The sequence below is a fragment of the Roseibium sp. MB-4 genome (assembly GCF_053005265.1).
This window is the reverse complement of sequence record NZ_JBRKQB010000001.1, coordinates 1,843,204-1,863,327: the sequence shown is the minus strand read 5'-3', so window position 1 is coordinate 1,863,327 and position 20,124 is coordinate 1,843,204. Positions and strand designations below refer to the sequence as shown.

Genomic DNA, 20,124 nt, shown 5'->3' with positions numbered 1-20,124 from the left:
CGGGGTGCGGCATGGCGGATGACAGTGTGATTGAAAGCGGAGAAGTTGCCGCGACGATCTCTGACGCCCGTTTGGACAGTGTCTTTAACACCGCTGTTGACGGCATCATCGTCATCAACGCGAAATGCCAAATCTTGGCATTCAACAAGGCCTGTGAGAAACTCTTCGGGTATTCAGCAACAGATCTGCTTGGCGAGAATGTCAATCGGATCATGCCGACCGACTATGCGCACCATCACGATTCTTACGTTCAAAACTATCTGGATACGGGTCACAAGAAGATCATTGGCATCGGCCGGGAGGTCAAAGGCCAACATAAGGACGGGACGGTTTTCCCGTTGGAACTGTCGGTTGGCGAGGCGGCGACGTCTGAAGGCCGCCAGTTCATCGGCATCTTGCGGGACTTAAGGCCGCGCAAGCAGATCGAAGAGCGTTTGAGCAAAGCGCAGTCCCAACTGTTGCACATGACGCGGTTAAGTGCGCTCGACGAGATGGGTGCTGCCATTGCGCATGAATTAAACCAGCCGCTCACAGCCATTCTGCTGTATCTGCAGTCCGTGTCCCGCAAAGCCTCCGCCGACGAACGTCTGACACCGGTTATGTTGGACGTCATCTCAAAGGCGGTGAAGGAAGCTGAGCGTGCCAGCGAAATTATTCAACGCATGCGCCAACTGGTGGAGCGCAAGGATCCGGAGCGCAAAGAAGTCGACGTCGATGAGTTGGTTGCCACCTGTCTGGAAATGGCAGATTTGGGGGCGATCGACGAACCGTCCATAATGGTCGCCAAAGTTGATAAGAACCTCCCCCCCTTGATGGCCGATCCGGTGCAAATCCGGCAAATTCTGATCAACCTTCTTCGCAACGCACGAGAAGCCGTCGCCGGCCAGGCGGAAAGAAAAGTGACCTTGGCGGTGTGCCTTGGTGAGGATTCGCTTGAGTTTCGCGTTCAAGACAACGGACCGGGTGTTTCTGACGAAGTCGCAGACAGTCTTTTCAGGGCATTCAGCGGCGCAAAGCACAAGGGCGTCGGCTTGGGGTTGGCAATTTCCAGATCAATCGCGCAAAATCACGGCGGTGACTTGCGCCTCGAACAATCAGCACCGGGTGCAGGAGCGTCGTTTCTTCTGACGCTGCCCGTCACAATTGAAGAAACCGGGACGGAATGAACGCGGACGGTCCCGGCTCAGGACAAGGAAGTAAATCGATGAAAGCGAACGCTGATGCCATCTATATCGTAGACGATGATGCCGCTGTGCGTGACGCCCTATCCGTTTTGTTCAATATGGAGGGCTTTATCGTTGAAACCTTTACCGATGGTGACGCGTTCGTGCAGTCGGCCAGCAAAGCCGTTCCTGCCTGTATCATGCTGGATGTTCATATGCCGGGGCGGTCCGGTATCGAAGTTCTAAAGGCGCTTAACGCGGAAAACTATCCCGCGCCGATCTTTATCATCTCCGGCCAGGGGGACATTCCGTTGGCGGTGGAGGCGATTCGCAACGGCGCGCACGACTTCATTGAAAAACCTTTCTCAGCCGAGTCGGTTCTGGAGCGGGTCCGCGAAGGCATCAACGCCATGAAGCAGCGCCAATCTTCCGATGGTGGAATGCAGTTTGAGGGCGTAGACCTTCTGACCCGCCGGGAGCTGGAAGTGCTGAAAGAGATCACCGATGGCGCCTCCAACAAGGAAGCTGGCCGGACACTCGGTATCAGCCCGCGCACGGTCGAAGTTCACCGCGCTCGAATCATGGAAAAGCTCGGGGCCCGCAATGCGGCCGAGTTGGTCCGTATTGTCCTCGGCCACGGTGCGTCAGGATGACAAAAGCGCTTGAAGGCCTCATCAAATAAGTAATCACGCGAAAACGTAGTACTGCGTACATCTGATACGGGATTTTTAGCGTAATTTCTCCGAAGGTTTGGCAATTCCGACCAAACCGTGAGGACATTGCCGAGTGATTGTTCACATTGTCGAAGACGATCGGGCGGTTGCCGACGCACTTTATATAGTGCTTGGTGAGCTGGGTTATCTTCCGACCGTTTACAGTGACGGTGAAACTTTTCTGGCCGAAGCGACCATTTCGGCCAACGATATCGTCTTGCTTGACCTCGGACTTCCGGGAATGAGCGGTGTGGATGTTGCCCATCAACTGAATTCCCGGGCGAGCGCTCCCCGCATCATCGCGATCTCCGGCAAGACCCGCGCCGGCTTGAACAGACATCTCAGGGATTTGCCCAATATGCCTCTGTTGAGAAAGCCGCTGTCGATGGAAGCTTTGGCAGAGGCTGTGGCATAATCTCCTGCGTCCGAATATCTCATATGTAGTTCTTCTTACGCAGACACCCTAATTTCTCCTGCAACATCTGATAGATACAGTTTCTCCTGCGGTTGGCCGAACGTCGGACGGGACGTTTTGCAGCAACAGTCGAACCAAGGTCCTCTCATAAGAGCGGTCGCCAATTCAACAGTTGCCATGACCGGACTACGCCGCACAGGTCTGTGCGCAGGAGGGATTTAAATGGCTTACTATGAAGCAGATACTTTCGGGCATGCGGTTGGAACCGGTCGTCCGGTTGCCGAGATGTGTGCATCCAAAGAGACTTCTTTTGAACATTTTGGGGCCAAGCAGGCCCACTACGATACCCACGCTGTGATCTACTACGAGGGGGATCCGGCGAAGCGGCTCTATGAGTTGGCGAGCGGTACGGTGATGCTTTACAAACTGCTGCCGGACGGACGCCGTCAGGTTGTTGAAGTTTTACGCCCGGGCGATCTGTTTGGACTGTCTGGAGCTGAAGAGAACGATTGCACCGCGGAAACGCTGACGGATGCGAAGGTCAATGAGATCGATCTACGTCACGTTGAGAAATCGGCGGATTTGCAGCGGCATCTGACCAAATGCCTGACCAAGCAAATGCGTGTCCTTCATGAACATGCGGTCCTGCTTGGCCGGAAGTCTGCAGTTGAGCGTGTCGCTAGCTTTCTGATGCATCTGGTGCCGAACCGCGGCGGCCTCGGCTGCACCGGTCCGGTAGACGAGAGCGAGGACGGTTACGACCTCCAGCTTCACATGACTCGGCAGGAAATTGCAGATTATCTCGGACTGACCATTGAAACCGTCAGCCGTGTGGTCTCGGATATGAAGCGCCGCGGGATCATCCGTGTGGACCGCTCTGACAAAATCCACCTCAATAAGGTCTGCGGCTTGTGCCAAATGACAGGCATGCACTGAACACAGTGCGCTAGTCCAATTAAACAGCCGCGGATTCGTCTGCGGCTTTTTCTTTTATGATTGGTGAAATAAGCGCATTTTGCCCCTTGAGCCGGACCTATGGTCATACCTTAGAGCGACGCTCAGGAGGTTCTCATGGACAAGAAAATCCAGAACGACGTTCTTTTGACAGCTGCCGAATGCGCTGCAAGGACCGGGCTGTCGGTTAAGACGCTCCGGGTCTATGAAGCTCAGGGGCTGATAATGCCCAAGCGCACGGAGAAGAACTGGCGACTTTACGGCACCAACGAGATTGTTCGATTGAATGAGGTCATTATCCTCAAGCAGTTGGGTCTCAGTCTTTCCAAGATCAGCGAGCTCCTCTCCGGCCAGCCGGCGAATTTGGAACGGCTTCTGGAAATCCAGGCCACAACCCTGCGAACCCGCAGTGCGCAGATCGAAACCAGCCTGCGGCTAATCGGGCAATTGCAGCTCAAAGCCAAGAACGGCCTGTCCATGGAGGATCTCCTTTCGCTCGCAAAGGAGACCCATATGCATGAAGCAACAGACGATATCGCATGGCGCCGGTATGAGCAGGCACGTCCGCGGACCCAGGTTGAAATCGACCCAAGGAGTTTGAAGGATTATGTCGGCGACTACAGATTTGAAGACGGGCTGACTGGCAAAGTAAGGGCGGACAATGGGAAGTTGTTCGGTGGGCTCTTGGGGCAGCCTGAGTTCGAATTATTCGCCGAGGCGCCGGACAAATTCTTCCTGAAGATCACGCCTGCTCAGGTGACGTTTGATCGGGACGAGACGGGTCTTGTCCAGAGTTTGACGCTTCATCAGGAAGGGTTTGAACTCAAGGCAAGCCGGTGCGAACCTGGAGCCTATCAAAAAGCTGAGGACGCTCTGCAGGATCGGGTCAACGCCAATGAGCCCTATCCCGGTAGCGCGGAAAAGTTGCGGACGATCATTGCCGAGTGTGCTGACGGAGCGATCAATTATGATGATTACACGCCCATGCTGGCCAGCGTCATCCGTGAGCAACATCATATGGTCCGGCAGGAGCTGGAGCAACTCGGAGCGCTCAAGACCCTAGACTTCCGGGGCGTAGGTGCCGGCGGCTATGACCTTTATACAGTCGACTTTGAAAATGGGCGGCTGGAATGGGGGCTCTCTAAAGCCGCGGATGGCCGCTTGAACGGGCTCTTCATGCGGCCCGCGCCCTGTGACATCGTCTAAAAAACGGATCGGTGACAATAGTCACCGATCCGCATATTTGGGATCTCGGTCGTTCGCCTCAAACCGCTGCAGAATGCCGGGCTTTGCCGGCCGCCTGGCTGTCGGCCAAATAGGCATCAAACGCCGCGGCGGCGAGACGCACGTAAGGGCGGCCTTCATCTGTCACCCGAACCACGGTGCTGTTGTTCTGCATGCGGTTGATTTGCACAAGACCGTCAGCGGCAAGTTCATCGAGAGCGTCCATCGAGGATTGCAGATGATGAATGCCGGTATGATAAGCTGAACACACCTCATCAAGGTCGCAGGCGTAGTTGGTCATCAGCTCTTCAATAATGCGGCCGCGAAGCCGATCATCAACGGACAACGGCAGGCCCTTGGAAACGGGCAGCTTGCCCGCTTCAATGCTGCGTTGCCAATTGCCGACATCCGGCAGGTTTTGCACGAATCCCTTGCTGAGCTTGCCAATTGAGGAAACGCCAAAACCGATCAGCTGTTCTCCCTGGTCGGTCGTGTAACCCTGGAAGTTGCGTTTGAGCGAACCATCGTTGAGCGCAACGGCCATGCTGTCGTCGGGCCGCGCAAAGTGATCAAGGCCGATCGCCACATACCCCGCCTTCAGCAACTCGCTGCGCGCAAGGTCCGCCATCGCCAACCGTTCTGCGGCAGAGGGCAGGGAGGTCTCGTCAATCAGCCGCTGATGCTTTCGCATCCAGGGAACATGTGCGTACCCGAACAGTGCAATCCGACCAGGATTCAAAAACAGGGTCTTTTCAACGGTGTCCAGAATGGACTGTTCCGATTGACCCGGCAGTCCGTACATCAAATCGAAATTCAGCGCATCAAGCCCGGCCTTGCGTAAGTACCCGGTCGTCTGCTCAACCACTTCATAAGGCTGGACACGGCCAATTGCCTTTTGAACGTCCGGATCGAAGTCCTGAACTCCAAGGCTTGCCCGGTTGATACCGACCTGAACCAGCGTGTCCGCCAGTTCCTTTGTCACAAGGCGCGGGTCAAGTTCGATCGCGTGCTCCAGATCCGGGTCGAAATCGAACAGAACCCGCATTAGTCCGGTGAGTTCCACTAGGCTCTGCCGCGGTAGCAAGCTTGGCGTACCGCCGCCCCAATGAATGTGTTTGACGGGGCCGGCCTTTTGCAGGTGAGCCGAAGTCAACTCAAGTTCCCTGCACATTGTGTCGGCATAGGCCTTCAGCGGCGCATCCTTGCGCGTTGCCTTGGTATGGCACCCACAATAGTGGCAGATCTCCCGGCAATAGGGGACATGGAGATAGAGAGATAACGTGTCCTGCGGACCTATTGATTGCAGCCAATCAACATAAACTTCTGCCGATACCCCGTCATGGAAATGAGGGGCGGTCGGATAGCTGGTGTAGCGCGGTACATTGCGCATGGCATAGGAGAGCGTTTTCGTCATCATGAACCAACTATTGGCCGCAGGTCCGCGTGCCGCCTTGATATCGCTCAACCAGCTCGGACCATTTTGGTAATTTCCAGCCGCAATCGAAGAGAAGTCACGCTTTAGGCTGACGAATGCTCCGTTATGATTGAAGATACATCGTCTTTGACGATCAGAATGTATCAAAAAAATGATTATATTGATCAATGTGATCAATCATGATTCAGCTGAGCGTTGAGGCTATAAGGTGTCACCCCAAGATAACTAGGTGACGTAGAATATGAACGAACTCCGGTTTGAGACACTCTGGAAGTTTCCGGCGACGCTTGCGATTGCCGTGGCGGGCGGGGCTGTGTTTCATCTTGCCGGTTTACCGGCGGCATGGTTGTCCGGGGCCATGATTCTCGTTGCCGCTGCGACCCTGGCGGGCGTCCCGACTGTGATGCCGAACAAATTCCGCGACGGCTTGTTTGTTCTTCTTGGCATTTCCATGGGGGCCGGCGTCCAGCCGGAAGTTGTCGAACGGGTATCCGAGTGGCCGCTGTCCATGGCGATGCTATTGCTCGTTGTCGTTGGGGTAACCATCGCTGGATACTGCGTTTTGAGATATGCGGCCCATTGGCAAAAGGAGACGGCATTTTTTGGCGCAATCCCTGGCACTCTGGCTTATGTTATCGCTCTTGCGTCTGAAAGACGTGCAGATCTTCCCAGAATTGCCTCCACGCAATCGGTCCGGCTGTTCTTCCTGATTGCGCTTCTGCCATTTGCAGTCGTTTCCACAACGGACACCGATGCCAGTGTCACGGTCAGCCGGTATGCGTCCGATCTGTGGGATTACGCCATCGGGGTGCCGCTCTGCATTCTGGGCAGTCTTCTTGCCGTAAAAGTGCGGTTTCCAGGTGGATGGATGACAGGTGCCTTTTTCACAAGTGCCGCTCTGAACGCGTCCGGTGCCATTCATCTTGTATTGCCGGAAAGTATCGTCCTCACTTGTATGGTCGCAATGGGAGCTGTGATTGGTTGCCGGTTTAATGAGATGACCTTTCGCGAATTTGTAAGCGTCTTGAGCGCTTCGGTTGCGGCATTTGCTGCGGCTTTTTCCGTTTCCGTTGCAGGGGCAGGATTTGTCTCGTGGATGATCGACATCCCCTTTGGGCAGGCGCTTCTGGCTTTTGCGCCGGGCGGACTTGAGGTCATGACCTTGATGGCGTTTGTGCTCGATCTTGATCCGGCGTTCGTTGCGGCTCACCAGATTGTTCGCTTCACCGGAATGGTCCTGCTTTTGCCCGCAATCACATTGATCACCATCGGCAGGGCACCCCAGTCATCCGGCACCGCAGGACACGTCTCCACGATCCCAACGTCTGACAAACCAATGACCTGATTTCTCAAGACCGTCATGTCTTGAAGAGGGAGCCTGGCGTCTCCTGAAAGCCACCTTTCTCGTACCTGCGATAATCTGTCCCAAGCTTCACCGGGGGTGGGTTTCTGATTCTTGACATGAATCAACGCATCCATTCCGGAACCGTGCGCACTGTCTTGCCATCGTTGGCACCTTGTAACGATTTTAAAGACTGGGGCGCTAAATATGGCACAACAAAAGACCGGATTGGTCTCGCTCGAGGAAGGCGGCTTCGCCATCTTCCTTGTGCTACTTGCATTTGCCTGCCTTATCGTGGCGGGCAAGACCTTTGATCAGGTCATGGCATTTCACGCAAGCGTCGGCGCATTGTTCGCCGCACTCGGCGTGTTCTACATCTTCAAGAATTACTTCGATGACGGCGGGCAAGCGATCCCGCAGGAACTCGATGGTAAACCCAACTACAACATTGGCCCCATCAAGTTTGGCGCGATCGCGGCCATGTTCTGGGGCATCGCCGGCTTCACTGTCGGTCTTGTGATCGCACTTCAGCTGGCCTGGCCTGCGCTGAACTTTGATCTGCCCTGGACCAACTTCGGCCGCCTGCGCCCCTTGCACACCTCCGCGGTGATTTTTGCATTTGGCGGCAACGTTCTTCTGGCAACATCGATGTATGTCGTGCAGCGGACCTGCCGCGCGCGTATGCCAGGCAAGATCCTGCCCTGGTTCGTAATCCTGGGCTACAACGCCTTTATCGTCATTGCCGGAACCGGTTACTTGCTGGGTGCCACTCAGGGCAAGGAATATGCCGAGCCGGAATGGTACGCTGACCTTTGGCTGACCATCGTTTGGGTGTTCTACCTGCTCCTCTTCCTTGGAACCCTGTGGAAGCGGAAAGAGCCGCACATCTATGTCGCGAACTGGTTCTATCTTGCGTTCATCGTGACCATCGCGGTGCTGCACATCACCAACAACCTGACCATTCCTGTGTCGATCTATTCGACCCAGTCCGTGATCGTCTGGGCCGGTGTCCAAGATGCGATGGTTCAGTGGTGGTACGGCCACAACGCTGTGGGCTTCTTCCTGACAGCTGGCTTCCTCGCCATCATGTACTACTTCATCCCGAAGCGGGCTGAACGGCCGGTCTACTCCTACCGCCTGTCGATCGTTCACTTCTGGGCGCTGATCTTCATCTACATCTGGGCTGGCCCGCACCACTTGCACTACACGGCTCTGCCGCAATGGGCATCAACACTTGGTGCGACCTTCTCCATCATCCTGTGGATGCCGTCCTGGGGTGGCATGATCAACGGCCTGATGACCCTGTCGGGTGCATGGGATAAGCTGCGGACCGATCCGGTCCTGCGCATGATGGTGGTTTCCGTTGCCTTCTACGGCATGTCCACCTTCGAAGGGCCTTTGATGTCCCTGCGGGCCGTCAACTCCCTGTCGCACTACACCGACTGGACCATTGGTCACGTTCACTCCGGTGCGCTTGGTTGGGTTGGCTACATCTCCTTCGGCGCGATCTACTGCCTCGTTCCGTGGCTGTGGAACAAGAAGGGCCTGTATTCCCTGAAACTGGTGAACTGGCACTTCTGGTTGTCGACGCTCGGTATCGTTCTCTACATCACCGCGATGTGGGTGTCCGGCATCATGCAAGGCCTGATGTGGCGCGCATACGACAGCCTCGGCTTCCTGGAGTACTCCTTCGTGGAAACCGTTGAAGCGATGCATCCCTTCTACATCATCCGTGCTCTCGGCGGTGCGCTCTTCGTGGTCGGCGCCCTGATCATGGCCTACAATCTCTGGATGACTGTCCGTCACGGCGAGGCTGAAGAAGCCGACGCTCTACCGGCAGGCTCCCTGGCTGCGGCCGAATAAGGGGAGGGACAAAAATGTCTGCATGGAAAAAACACGAAATATTTGAGAAGAACTCGATCATCCTTGTGATCGGTATTCTCGTGGCCATCTCAGTCGGTGGCCTGGTTGAGATCGCTCCGCTCTTCTATCTGAAAAGCACGATCGAAAAGACGGAAGGAATGCGGCCTTATACCCCGCTGGAGCTCGCAGGCCGCGAGATCTACATCCGGGAGGGGTGCTATACGTGCCACTCCCAGATGATCCGTCCGATGCGCGATGAGTTGGAGCGCTACGGCCACTTCTCACTGGCAGCGGAGTCGATGTACGACCACCCGTTCCAGTGGGGGTCAAAACGGACCGGTCCGGACCTTGCCCGCGTCGGCGGCAAGTACTCCGATGACTGGCACGTTGAGCACTTGATCGATCCGCGCTCGCTGGTTCCGGCCTCGATCATGCCTGGCTATCCGTTCCTAGCCGAGACCGAGCTGTTCACCCGTGACATTCAGGGCCACGTCAGCGCCAATATGGTGGTGGGTGTTCCTTACACGGATGCACAACTCGAGTTCGCTGTCGCCGATGCCATCGGTCAGGCGTCTCCGGACACTGACGGGGCTTATGACTTTGAAGAGCGTTGGCCGAATTCGGCGGTTCGCGACTTCGACGGCAACCCGCGTAAGGTCACCGAGATGGATGCGCTCGTCGCCTATCTTCAGGTGCTCGGAACCATGGTCGACTTCTCGATCTACGACAACAAAGCCAACCTGAGGTAAGTGCGATGAACGAGACATACTCTGCGCTCGCGGCCTTCGCGCAAACCGGTGGCCTTATCTACTTCATGATCCTGTTTGGCATCGTTCTGGCCTACGCCTTGTGGCCGAAGAACCGTGAAAAGTTCGATGATGCCGCCCAGATCCCGTTTCGGGAGGAGTGATCCATGTCTGATACACATCCAAAGGAAGTCGACCAGGTATCCGGGGTCGAAACCACGGGCCATGAGTGGGATGGCCTGAAGGAACTGAACAATCCGTTGCCGAAATGGTGGCTGTACCTGTTCTACGTCACCATCGTCTGGGCTGTGATTTATTGGGTGCTTTACCCATCATGGCCGCTGATTTCCAGCTACACCACCGGTGTTCTGGGATCCAGCCAGCGGGCTGAAGCCCTTGCAGCCCTTGAAGAAGGCGTTGCCGGTCGCTCCCAGTTCGCTGATCAGATCGTTGCGACACCGTTGGCGGATATCTCCAACGATCAGCAACTCCTGCAATTTGCGATGGCCAATGGCCGGGCTGCATTCGGCGACAACTGTGCACCATGTCACGGGGCAGGTGGAACCGGATTTGAAGGCTACCCGAACCTTCAGGACGACACCTGGATCTGGGGCGGTACGTTGGATGACATCCACACCACGCTGCTTCACGGCATTCGTGTCGACAATGACAACGCACGCTTTGGCGAGATGCCGGCTTATGGTCGCGATGAACTCTTGAGCAAAGAGGAAATCAGCCAGGTCGCCAACTACGTCGCCTCCCGCACAGGGTTGGAAACCGATGAAGGTGTTGATCTCGCAGCTGGTGAAACCCTCTACGTAGACAACTGCGCTGCGTGTCATGGCGACAGTCTGGAAGGTATTCAGGATGTCGGCGCGCCAAGCCTGATGTCGGCGAACTACCTCTATGGCAAGTCGCTCGACGCCATCAAGGCTCAGATCACCAACCCGCGCAATGGCGTCATGCCAGCCTGGGAAGATCGTCTTGATCCGGCAACGATCAAGTCGCTGACAGTTTATGTCCACGCCTTCGGTGGCGGTCAGTAAACTGTTCAAAATGGTGCGACAAAAGCGCCAGACTTGGCTTTGATTTGATCCGGCGCAAAGAGGATATCTTTGCGCCGGATTATCTTATGCGCATGGTGGAACTCCACCAGATCAGCGGTGGGTCTACCGGGCCCGGTTGTAACGCCAAAGCTGATCGTTTTTGAAGTGACAGAGCATCCTTGTGCGTTCACTTGAACGCACGATGCTCCAGGCATTTGGTTGAAGATCCTATTGGGGCAGGATCGGGCAAAGAGGACGGACGGTATGTCTACCGACACCGAAACGCACGAGGGCGGCCACGACGACGAGTGGTTTGCGTCTGCCAAGAAAATATATCCCATGGCAACCCATGGTCTGTTCCGGCGGATCAAATGGGCGCTGCTATTCATTACCCTGGGCATCTACTATTTCCTGCCCTTCATAAGATACGACCGCGGCCCGAACGCACCGAACCAGGCTGTGCTCGTGGATATGGACAACGCGCGCGGTTACTTCTTCTTTATCGAAATCTGGCCGCAGGAAGTCTATTACCTGACCGGCCTGTTGATCATTGCAGCTGTGACCCTTTTTCTCATGAACGCAGTTGCTGGCCGTATTTGGTGCGGATACCTGTGTCCGCAAACTGTTTGGACTGACCTGTTCCTCTGGGTAGAGCGCAAGGTTGAGGGCGACCGCCGCGAGCGGATTGCGCTCGACAAGGAGCCTTGGTCCGCCTCGAAGGTTGGCAAACGGGCAACAAAACACTTCTTCTGGCTGATGATCGCCTGGTGGACGGGCGGCGCTTGGGTGCTTTATTTCAACGACGCGCCGACATTGGTTTGGCAGCTGCTGACGTTCCAGGCTCCGATGGTTGCCTATATGTGGATCGGCATCTTGACCGCGACCACATATCTGCTGGCCGGTTTTATGCGCGAACAGGTGTGTATTTATATGTGCCCTTGGCCGCGGATTCAGGCGGCCCTGACCGACGAAAAAGCGCTCAATGTGACCTATCGCTGGGATCGCGGCGAGCCGCGCGGGTCACTCAAGCATAACAAGGAACTCGAAGCGCAGGGCCTCCCGGCAGGTGACTGCATCGACTGTTACCAGTGCTTCCAGGTTTGTCCGACCGGCGTTGATATTCGCAAAGGTCCCCAGCTCGATTGCATTCAATGCGGCCTGTGCATTGATGCCTGCGACAACATCATGACGAAGGTTGGTAAGCCCACCGGCCTCATTGCCTATGATACGGATGAAAACATTGAACGCCGGATCGAGGGCAAGGAACCGGTCTATGAGATCGTCCGGGTTCGGACTGTCATTTATGCGGCTGTCATTGCTGTAGTCGGCATCATCATGCTGGCAGCGCTTTTGACCCGTGACTTTGCCGACATCAGCGTTCTGCATGACCGAAACCCAGTTTATGTGGAACAGTCCGACGGCTCGGTCCGCAACGGCTACACCGTGCGTCTGTCCAACAAGCGGCGCCATGACCGGCACTTCATGCTTCACGTGGAAGGCATGCCACCGAACACACAGGTCGAAGCCGTTGGTGTGACTGAAACCTTTGCTGGTCGGCCGATCATCCAAGTTGGACCAGACACGACACGGGAAATCCGCGTTCTTGTGACATCACCACCTTGGGAAAAGATGCCGCACTCAACTCCGGTGACGTTCCGGATCACCGAAAGTGTGATGGGGGAAGTCATTACCGCGAAGGACACATTCAAAGCGCCGGATCCGGACTAAGCCGGAGCTCTGGACGCTGAGAGACAACCAAACACCTCGCCCTTTTGGCGAGCTCCTGAAAGGGGCGGGGTGATGATCAGACAAACGCTCTTTTGCTGAAGAGGGGCCTTCAGCAAAAGACCACGCCGAGGAGACGGATATGGCGATGGCTGAGACAAACGGAAGAGACCCAAAAGCAATCACTGGCAAGACGGTCCTGTTGTGGCTGGTCGGGTTCTTCGGTGTGATCTTCCTGACCAACGGGATCTTTCTTTACTACGCGCTCGGGACCTTTCCGGGTGTCGCCGTAGAGAGTTCTTATGAAGCCGGTCAGGCCTACAATAAGGAAATTGCAGCAGCGAAAGCACAGGAGCAACTGAACTGGACTATCTCCAGCGAGTTGACGCGTCAGGCCGATGGTAGTGGCAAGCTCCTGGTCCTTGCGAAGGATGCCGCAGATGCACCGCTTTACGGGATCAATGTCGAGGCGACCCTGAAGCACCCGGCACAGGTCAATGCCGACATCGCTTTGATCCTGACAGCGGACGGCGGCGGCCGGTATATCTCTGAAGTTGACGCATTGCCGGCCGGAAACTGGACGCTGCATCTTGAAGTAACCGAGAACGGCGAACGCAAGTTCAAGTCCGAAAATCGCATATTCATCAAGGAATGAGGCGGCAGAAGTGACGGTTCATCAGCGCGATTGGCAGGCATTTGTAGTTCCCGCAGATGACGGCGCGGTTCATATGGACTTGGCCGTTGACGGCATCACCTGTGCGGCATGTATGGGCGAAATCGAGCGCGGACTTAAGCGGCTCCCGGGCATCCGCAAGGCCCGGGTCAATCTGACATCACAGCGGCTGGCGGTTGACTGGGTCGAAGACCAGACCGGAGCTGATGAAATCGTCGCTGAACTGGAACGGTTGGGGTATGCGGCTCACCCGTTTGATCCGGCAAGCCAGAAAGAACGGCAGGACAAGACCGGCAAGCAATTGCTGCGCTGCCTGGCAGTCTCCGGGTTTGCTGGCATGAACATCATGCTGTTGTCCGTTTCCGTTTGGTCCGGGAACGCCAGCGATATCACGCCGGAAACCCGGGACTTTTTTCACTGGCTCTCTGCTCTGATCGCCTTGCCGACCGTTGCCTATTCCGGCCAGCCGTTTGTCAAAAGCGCGTTCCGTGCCTTGTCCGCCGGCCGTCTGAATATGGACGTGCCGATTGTCATTGGTGTTGGTTTGGCCGTCGCGCTGTCGGTCGTCCAAACCATCCAGCATCATCACCATGCCTATTTTGAATCGGCTGTGATGCTGCTCTTTTTCCTGCTTGTCGGGCGGTATCTTGACCACAACATGCGCGGGCGCACGCGCTCGTTTGCCGAAAATATTGCAGCTTTGAAAGCCGAGGTGGCGGCGAGGATCAACCCGGATGGGTCGGTTCGAGAAGTTCCCTTGTCCAAGATTGCGGCTGGAGACCTTGTACTGGTCGCAGGCGGTGAGCGCGTGCCGGTGGACGGCGTGGTCTCAAGCGGCATTTCCGAAATCGACCAAAGCCTTGTGACAGGAGAGAGCGTTCTTGTCCCCGTCAAGCCGGGCCAGCGGGTTTATGCCGGCACTCTCAACGGGGCCGGGGCGTTGCAGATCCGCGTAGAAGCGACCTCAGGCGCGACGCTTCTCGATGAAGTCAACCGGTTGCTTGAGACGGCGTCACAAGCCAAATCGAAATATGTCCGCATTGCCGACCGCGCTGCCCAGCTTTACGCGCCGCTCGTTCATGGAGCCGCTGGCCTCACCTTCCTGGGCTGGCTTTTGGCGGGCATGGAGTGGCAGCCGGCACTTGTGATCGCCATCTCGGTCCTGATTATTACCTGCCCGTGCGCGCTTGGATTGGCGGTTCCTGCCGTCCAGGTCGTTGCCTCAGGACAATTGTTCAAGTCCGGTGTTTTGCTGAACTCCGCCGATGCGATTGAACGTATGGCCGATATCGACACGATCCTGTTCGACAAAACCGGAACGCTGACCCTGGCTGAACCGGAACTGGTTGGAGAAATTGACCGGCAAGACCCCGTGCTGGCTTTGGCTGGCCAGTTGGCATTGGCAAGCCGCCATCCCCTGTCCATGGCCCTGGTGAAGGCCACCGGCGCGCTTGTTCCCCTTCCTGATGTGCAGGAAGTATCCGGTGCAGGCCTGGAAGCACACGTCGACGGACAGCGGCTGCGGCTCGGAAGTCCATTGTTCTGCGGTGCAACAACAGAAGCAATTGAAGAACGTCTGTTGGCAGTGCCTGGGGCGTCGCTGCTCGCTGTTCAGTATGGCGAAGAGCCCGTGCGTTTGTTGGCGGTTCGCCAGAAGCTCCGCTCCGATGCGCGAGATGTCGTCGATCAATTGAAAGCGCAGGGGTATGCTCTTGAGATTGTGTCAGGTGATACGCAGCCTTCTGTGGCAGAGTGTGCCGAAGCACTTGGAATTGAGAATTGGCAAGCCGCGATGACGCCTTCTGCGAAAATCGCCCGTCTGGAAGCCCTGCAGGCCGATGGCCGGAAAGTGCTGATGGTCGGCGACGGATTGAACGATGCTCCAGCGCTCGCCGGAGCGCATGTGTCCTTGTCCCCGGTGTCCGCAGTTCATCTCAGCCAGGCGGCAGCTGACGCCGTCTTTCTCGGCAAAAAACTTCAGCCAGTTTTTGATGCACTACGGCTGTCCATACGGGCGCGGCGCGCAATTGAACAAAATCTCTGGATTTCGACCGTTTATAATATCATCGCGGTGCCAATCGCGGTTGCCGGATACGTGACACCCTTGATGGCAGCCGTCGCCATGTCCGCTTCGTCATTGGCGGTTACGGCCAATGCGCTGCGTTTGAAATGGGGCAACCGGGTTGCAGCTGATGTTGAGGCCACGGCCGCCTTCGGCCCGGCAGCAAGCACCAAGGGAGAGTGAAATGGATGTCTTGATTTTTCTAATCCCGATTGCCCTCGTACTCGGAGGCGTGGGCCTCGTAGCTTTTCTCTGGTCCTTAAAGACCGGGCAATATGATGATCTGGAAGGGGCCAAATGGCGCATTCTGGATGACGATGATCTCCCCGAACGCAAAAACACCCATTGACCTGTGCAGTGGGGCTTCCGTACCGGCTATGTCAGGAAAGGATGTTCGATAGGACCATGCCGGTCGCAACGATTAGCAGCCCTATCCCCGAAAGCAGAAGCATGTTCGGGCGATACGCCCCGCTCACGTTTGATTGTAAATGATGCTCTTTGGAGCCAGGTGCGCTGTCCGGAGCATTGTTTTCATCTTCTGTCATATATCGAACGATCACCCATAATCCTGTTTGTCTATTTCCAGCGGGCAGACAGCCCATATTTTTGGGGCCAGTCATCTGGAGAATGGTGCTGCAGTTTGAAAGTCCTGTTAATCGGATGGCCGCAAAAGTCTTAATTCTTCGCAACATTACTAAAACGTAATGGCAGGGATTACGAATTAACCAGTTCTCCAATAAGATGGCTTAGCTTTACAACTTGAGAGCATGTTCAATGCCGGAACGCGACTAACGCATTGTTCAGAAATTCATGTCAGAGAAGACATGAACTTAGGAGGATTGGGTGAGCCTGGATCTGGCCTCGTTGACGTTTTTGCTGGTGGAAGACAGCGCGTATATGCGGACCATTCTGCGCACGATGCTGCAGGGGTTCGGAGCGCGGCGGATTGTCGAAGCCGAAGATGGCGCATCCGGGTTGGAGGCGATGGACCGTGCTAACCCGGATATCTTGATCCTTGATTGGGTCATGCCGATCCTTGATGGCGCGGACATGGTTCGGATGATCCGCAGCCCAAACAATCCTTTTGCCTACATCCCGATCATCATGGTGACCGCTCATACGGAACGCAGCCGTATTGTCGAAGCGCGGCGGCTTGGTGTTCACGAGCTCCTCTCCAAACCGATTTCCGCCAAGGCGCTCTATCAGCGGGTGTCGAGTGTGATCGTTCAGCCACGGGACTTCATCAAGACCGCGACCTATTTTGGTCCGGCCCCGCGCGAGATCCGCAATCGTCAGAAGATCTGGCAAGGTGGTCCTGGGGAACAGCCAGGTGGCGACCAAGGAAACGGCGGCGACGGCGCAGTCACGGCTATCGGTTAGGTCTGCTCAAACGACTCTAGGCGGCTGACTGTTTCGAATCCGCAGTATTTTTTGCGCCTAACCCATCTGTCTGGCCCAGTGAAGCGCTGGCGTCAGAGAACTGCGCCAGTAGATCCAAATCAACAGTGTAATTGTCGAGCAGGAATTGTGAAAGAACATCTATGGGCAGATGTTGATACCCTTCGACAGCTTCATTGAGAGCTTCTAGTGTGTCTAGTCTTTCACGAATTTTTATCATGACATCCCAAGTCAATCACGAATCATGACCTTTGTTATGATGTAGGGTTAATAATAGGTAATTGTCTGGAGGGCAACAGCTGTCCGGCAAATAAGCTGCAATTGAAAAACCAATTATATTTTGTTCACACCAATGCGCACTTATTGCTAAACAAAACGCACCTTAGGTCTACAGGTGACAACAAAGGATCTCGCAATGGCTGCCGTCGTTTACGTTTTGAATGGCCCGAACCTCAATCTTCTGGGCAAGCGGCAGCCAGAGATTTACGGAGCGCAAACCCTGGCCGATGTTGAAGAGTTGTGCCGGTCCACCGCGGCGCGCTTGGGCATGACCGCCGATTGCCGGCAAAGCAACGCGGAACATGAACTCATCGACTGGATTCAGGAAGCGCGGGAAACAGCCGCCGCGATCGTTATCAATCCCGCGGCTTACTCGCACACGTCTGTCGCCATTCTTGATGCCCTGAACGCTTGTGAGTTTCCGGTTATCGAGGTCCATATCTCCAACATTCACAAGCGTGAAGAGTTTCGCCATCACTCCTACGTTTCAAGCCGCGCAGATGCAGTCATCGCTGGCTGTGGTGTTCAGGGCTATGAGCTTGCACTTACCCATGCCGCCAGCTTGGTGCGCGGTGGCTAGAAGCTCAAGTAAGCATCGTGAGTTCTGGGCCGTTTAGGCGCCGCTTCCTTTCAGGAACTCGCGGGCGACCGTGCGAGCCACGATTTTGACGTCAAGCCACATGCTCACATTCTCAATGTATGCAAGATCATACTCGAGCCGCATACGCGCCAGGTCCGCATCGGACGCATCTCCGCGATACCCGTTGACTTGTGCAAGGCCAGTGATGCCTGGCAGCACCTGAAGCCGGTCATAGTAGCGATAGTCGAGGCACTCGTAGGGAACTCCGCCTGCCTGCATGCCGGGGACATAAGGCCGTGGGCCCACAAGCGACATTTGCCCGCGCAACACGTTCCAAAGCTGAGGCAGTTCGTCAAAGCTGCTCTGGCGCAGGAAACGTCCAATCCATGTAACGCGCTGATCGCCCACAATGGTGTGCTGCAAGCCCGTATGGTCACATTGATCGACGAACATCGTCCGGTACTTGAGAATGGAAAACGGTTGTCCGTTAATCCCAAGACGGGTCTGACGGAAGAACACCGGTCCGCGGCTGGTCAGTTTGATCGTTAGGGCGATGCCTGCCAGGAGAGGGAACAAAAACACGAGGCCGGCGAGCGCGCCCGTGACATCGAAGACCCGTTTCAATGCGCGCTGCAAAGGCTTCGCTTCGTAGACTGGGCGCTTTACCTCTGCGTAAGGCGAGGCAGCTTTCTGCATCTGGCGGACCGTCAATATCCGTTGTGCCGCCCCGCCGCGAATTTTTTGCATACGGCCTGAGCTGGTGCCTCTGAACAAGCCGGAAGACGGCGTCGCAAAGCCAAAGCGATAAAGCTTTCGCGCTTCTTTCCTCTCGTCTGTCAGCGTCTCATCTGCCATGCGCCAAAAACACCCGTCGTCCGCTTAGTCCTACCTAACTTTGCGGACCATAAATCAGAACATTTTCAGGTTCCAATTAAATATTAGTAAAGTGTTAACGCTGTGATCCAGATCACGAAGTGCATGAGATAAAATACTTATTTGCGCTGACGGAGAAAATGGCGTCCGGACTTTTCCTTACAAGAGCCTTGCGAAGGAGAAAAAGGCAAATCCGAAAAACGGGCGAAAAACACCCCAAACGCACAGGTTTGCAACCTGAATACAACCATGTGTCAGTAGGAGCGGCCAACGCTCGTATAGTCGAAACCAGCTTCTGCCATGTACGCAGGTGTGTAGATGTTCCGAAGGTCTGCAACCTTTGGGGTTTTGACCAGCGATTTCACGCGCTCCAGATCCAGCGCCCGGAATTGGTCCCACTCGGTCACGATCACGATTGCATCAGCACCTTCGATCGCGTGGTAAGGACCGTCACAGAACATGACGTCCTGCATAAGTTTGGCGGCCTCTTCCATGCTCGCCGGGTCAAAGGCCCGAATCTTGGCACCGGCTGCTTGCAGTTTCTGAACGATGTCGATACTGGGCGCTTCGCGCATGTCATCGGTGTTCGGTTTAAAGGCGAGGCCGAGAAGGGCGATTGTTTTGCCGTCGACATCCCCGCCCATGAAGTCAATGACCTTGTCTGCCATTTTCTTCTTCCGCGCAGCGTTCACCTCGATCACCGAATCGACGATTTTCAGCCCGGATTCAGCGTCGGCTGCGATCTTGGATAGAGCAAGCGTATCTTTCGGGAAGCAGGAGCCGCCGTAGCCAGGCCCCGCGTGCAAGAACTTGGAGCCAATCCGGTTGTCCAGACCAATGCCGCGGGAGACTTCCTGAACATTGCCGCCGACTTTCTCGCAAAGGTCCGCAATTTCATTGATGAAGGTGATCTTCACGGCAAGGAAGGCGTTGGCAGCATATTTGATGAGTTCGGACGTGCGGCGCTTGGTGACCAGGATCGGCGTCTCATTGAGGTAGAGCGGCCTGTAGAGCTCCCGCATGACATCCACAGCCTTGCCGCTGTCTGTGCCGACAACAACACGGTCCGGACGTTTGAAATCTTCGATCGCAGCGCCTTCCCGCAAGAATTCCGGGTTTGAGACGACTGCAAAGTCTGCATCCGGGCGGGTCTTGCGGATGATCGCTTCCACCTCGTCCCCAGTGCCGACCGGAACGGTCGACTTCGTCACTACTACCGTGAACCCGTCAATGAGCGTGGCGATCTCTTCGGCTGCTGCATACACATATGTCAGGTCCGCATGTCCGTCGCCCCGGCGGGTCGGGGTTCCAACCGCGATGAAAACAGCATCCGCGCCTTTGACAGCTTCTTCTGCATCGGTCGAAAAGAAAAGCCGCTCTTCGGAAACGTTCTTGGCAACCAGTTCCTGAAGGCCAGGCTCATAGATCGGGATCTCGCCCATGTTCAGGGCATCGATCTTGGCAGCGTCCTTGTCAATGCAGGTTACAATGTGGCCGAAGTCGGCAAAACAGGTTCCAGATACCAGACCGACATACCCGGTCCCAATCATCGCAACGCGCATCGTCTATCCCAGTTTTTCCAGACAGGATCGTTGATCCCGTCAAAGGCGCGGCTAGGGCACGGAATACCCTT

At 55.8% G+C, this 20,124-nt stretch carries 20 protein-coding genes; 16 read left to right on the top strand and 4 right to left on the bottom strand.

All coding sequences use genetic code 11. The features are described from left to right. Positions 1-11 precede the first annotated feature (11 nt). The 5 genes from ACVDG4_RS08695 to ACVDG4_RS08675 all read left to right on the top strand — a co-directional run bounded on the left by ACVDG4_RS08695 (position 12) and on the right by ACVDG4_RS08675 (position 4,451). Complete coding sequence (locus ACVDG4_RS08695; protein WP_447234755.1) at positions 12-1,166, top strand: two-component system sensor histidine kinase NtrB; 1,155 nt, start codon at positions 12-14, stop codon at positions 1,164-1,166. A 38-nt stretch (positions 1,167-1,204) separates the two neighbouring features. Continuing rightward, on the top strand, positions 1,205-1,816 hold the full coding sequence (locus ACVDG4_RS08690) for a response regulator transcription factor (RefSeq protein WP_133947866.1): 612 nt from the start codon (positions 1,205-1,207) through the stop codon (positions 1,814-1,816). A 133-nt stretch (positions 1,817-1,949) separates the two neighbouring features. Further along, the gene (locus ACVDG4_RS08685) at positions 1,950-2,291 is read left to right on the top strand and encodes a response regulator (protein WP_447234754.1); all 342 of its coding nucleotides are present in this window, start codon (positions 1,950-1,952) and stop codon (positions 2,289-2,291) included. 222 nt (positions 2,292-2,513) lie between these two features. Next, a complete protein-coding gene (locus tag ACVDG4_RS08680; RefSeq protein ID WP_209002273.1) occupies positions 2,514-3,227 on the top strand; it encodes a Crp/Fnr family transcriptional regulator in 714 nt (237 codons plus the stop codon). 135 nt (positions 3,228-3,362) lie between these two features. Then, on the top strand, positions 3,363-4,451 hold the full coding sequence (locus tag ACVDG4_RS08675) for a MerR family transcriptional regulator (RefSeq protein ID WP_447234753.1): 1,089 nt from the start codon (positions 3,363-3,365) through the stop codon (positions 4,449-4,451). A gap of 58 nt (positions 4,452-4,509) precedes the next feature. Here the strand turns inward: ACVDG4_RS08675 and hemN are convergent, their stop codons facing one another. Further along, a complete protein-coding gene (gene hemN, locus ACVDG4_RS08670; protein ID WP_447234752.1) occupies positions 4,510-5,934 on the bottom strand; it encodes an oxygen-independent coproporphyrinogen III oxidase in 1,425 nt (474 codons plus the stop codon). Positions 5,935-6,145: 211 nt separating this feature from the next. On the opposite strand from hemN, the gene ACVDG4_RS08665 reads away from it, so the two are divergent. The 10 genes from ACVDG4_RS08665 to ACVDG4_RS08620 all read left to right on the top strand — a co-directional run bounded on the left by ACVDG4_RS08665 (position 6,146) and on the right by ACVDG4_RS08620 (position 16,741). After that, the gene (locus tag ACVDG4_RS08665) at positions 6,146-7,249 is read left to right on the top strand and encodes an AbrB family protein (RefSeq protein ID WP_306149405.1); all 1,104 of its coding nucleotides are present in this window, start codon (positions 6,146-6,148) and stop codon (positions 7,247-7,249) included. A 204-nt stretch (positions 7,250-7,453) separates the two neighbouring features. After that, positions 7,454-9,109, top strand: a complete 1,656-nt coding sequence (gene ccoN / locus ACVDG4_RS08660; RefSeq protein WP_306149404.1) for a cytochrome-c oxidase, cbb3-type subunit I — start codon at positions 7,454-7,456, stop codon at positions 9,107-9,109. 14 nt (positions 9,110-9,123) lie between these two features. Then, positions 9,124-9,858, top strand: a complete 735-nt coding sequence (gene ccoO, locus ACVDG4_RS08655) for a cytochrome-c oxidase, cbb3-type subunit II (RefSeq protein ID WP_133947855.1) — start codon at positions 9,124-9,126, stop codon at positions 9,856-9,858. A gap of 5 nt (positions 9,859-9,863) precedes the next feature. Next, on the top strand, positions 9,864-10,019 hold the full coding sequence (locus tag ACVDG4_RS08650) for a cbb3-type cytochrome c oxidase subunit 3 (RefSeq protein ID WP_447234751.1): 156 nt from the start codon (positions 9,864-9,866) through the stop codon (positions 10,017-10,019). A gap of 3 nt (positions 10,020-10,022) precedes the next feature. Continuing rightward, positions 10,023-10,901 (top strand): cytochrome-c oxidase, cbb3-type subunit III, encoded by an 879-nt coding sequence (gene ccoP, locus ACVDG4_RS08645; RefSeq protein ID WP_447234750.1) that lies wholly within the window; start codon positions 10,023-10,025, stop codon positions 10,899-10,901. A gap of 264 nt (positions 10,902-11,165) precedes the next feature. Next, positions 11,166-12,629, top strand: a complete 1,464-nt coding sequence (gene ccoG / locus ACVDG4_RS08640) for a cytochrome c oxidase accessory protein CcoG (protein WP_209002271.1) — start codon at positions 11,166-11,168, stop codon at positions 12,627-12,629. Between the two features lie 139 nt (positions 12,630-12,768). Further along, positions 12,769-13,281: a FixH family protein gene (locus ACVDG4_RS08635; RefSeq protein ID WP_306149403.1), complete on the top strand. Its 513-nt coding sequence runs from the start codon at positions 12,769-12,771 to the stop codon at positions 13,279-13,281. Between the two features lie 10 nt (positions 13,282-13,291). Then, positions 13,292-15,544, top strand: a complete 2,253-nt coding sequence (locus ACVDG4_RS08630) for a heavy metal translocating P-type ATPase (protein WP_447234749.1) — start codon at positions 13,292-13,294, stop codon at positions 15,542-15,544. A gap of 1 nt (position 15,545) precedes the next feature. After that, a complete protein-coding gene (gene ccoS, locus ACVDG4_RS08625; RefSeq protein ID WP_409689852.1) occupies positions 15,546-15,710 on the top strand; it encodes a cbb3-type cytochrome oxidase assembly protein CcoS in 165 nt (54 codons plus the stop codon). Positions 15,711-16,204: 494 nt separating this feature from the next. Further along, complete coding sequence (locus ACVDG4_RS08620; RefSeq protein ID WP_133947843.1) at positions 16,205-16,741, top strand: response regulator; 537 nt, start codon at positions 16,205-16,207, stop codon at positions 16,739-16,741. A 16-nt stretch (positions 16,742-16,757) separates the two neighbouring features. Here ACVDG4_RS08620 and ACVDG4_RS08615 read toward each other — a convergent pair whose 3' ends face one another. Beyond that, positions 16,758-16,994: a hypothetical protein gene (locus tag ACVDG4_RS08615; protein WP_447234748.1), complete on the bottom strand. Its 237-nt coding sequence runs from the start codon at positions 16,992-16,994 to the stop codon at positions 16,758-16,760. 180 nt (positions 16,995-17,174) lie between these two features. On the opposite strand from ACVDG4_RS08615, the gene aroQ reads away from it, so the two are divergent. After that, positions 17,175-17,618, top strand: coding sequence for a type II 3-dehydroquinate dehydratase (gene aroQ, locus ACVDG4_RS08610; RefSeq protein WP_133947841.1), 444 nt, complete (start codon positions 17,175-17,177; stop codon positions 17,616-17,618). A gap of 33 nt (positions 17,619-17,651) precedes the next feature. Here aroQ and ACVDG4_RS08605 read toward each other — a convergent pair whose 3' ends face one another. After that, complete coding sequence (locus ACVDG4_RS08605) at positions 17,652-18,473, bottom strand: sugar transferase (RefSeq protein WP_447234747.1); 822 nt, start codon at positions 18,471-18,473, stop codon at positions 17,652-17,654. A gap of 272 nt (positions 18,474-18,745) precedes the next feature. Next, complete coding sequence (locus ACVDG4_RS08600; protein ID WP_447234746.1) at positions 18,746-20,053, bottom strand: UDP-glucose dehydrogenase family protein; 1,308 nt, start codon at positions 20,051-20,053, stop codon at positions 18,746-18,748. Between the last annotated feature and the right edge of the window lie 71 nt (positions 20,054-20,124).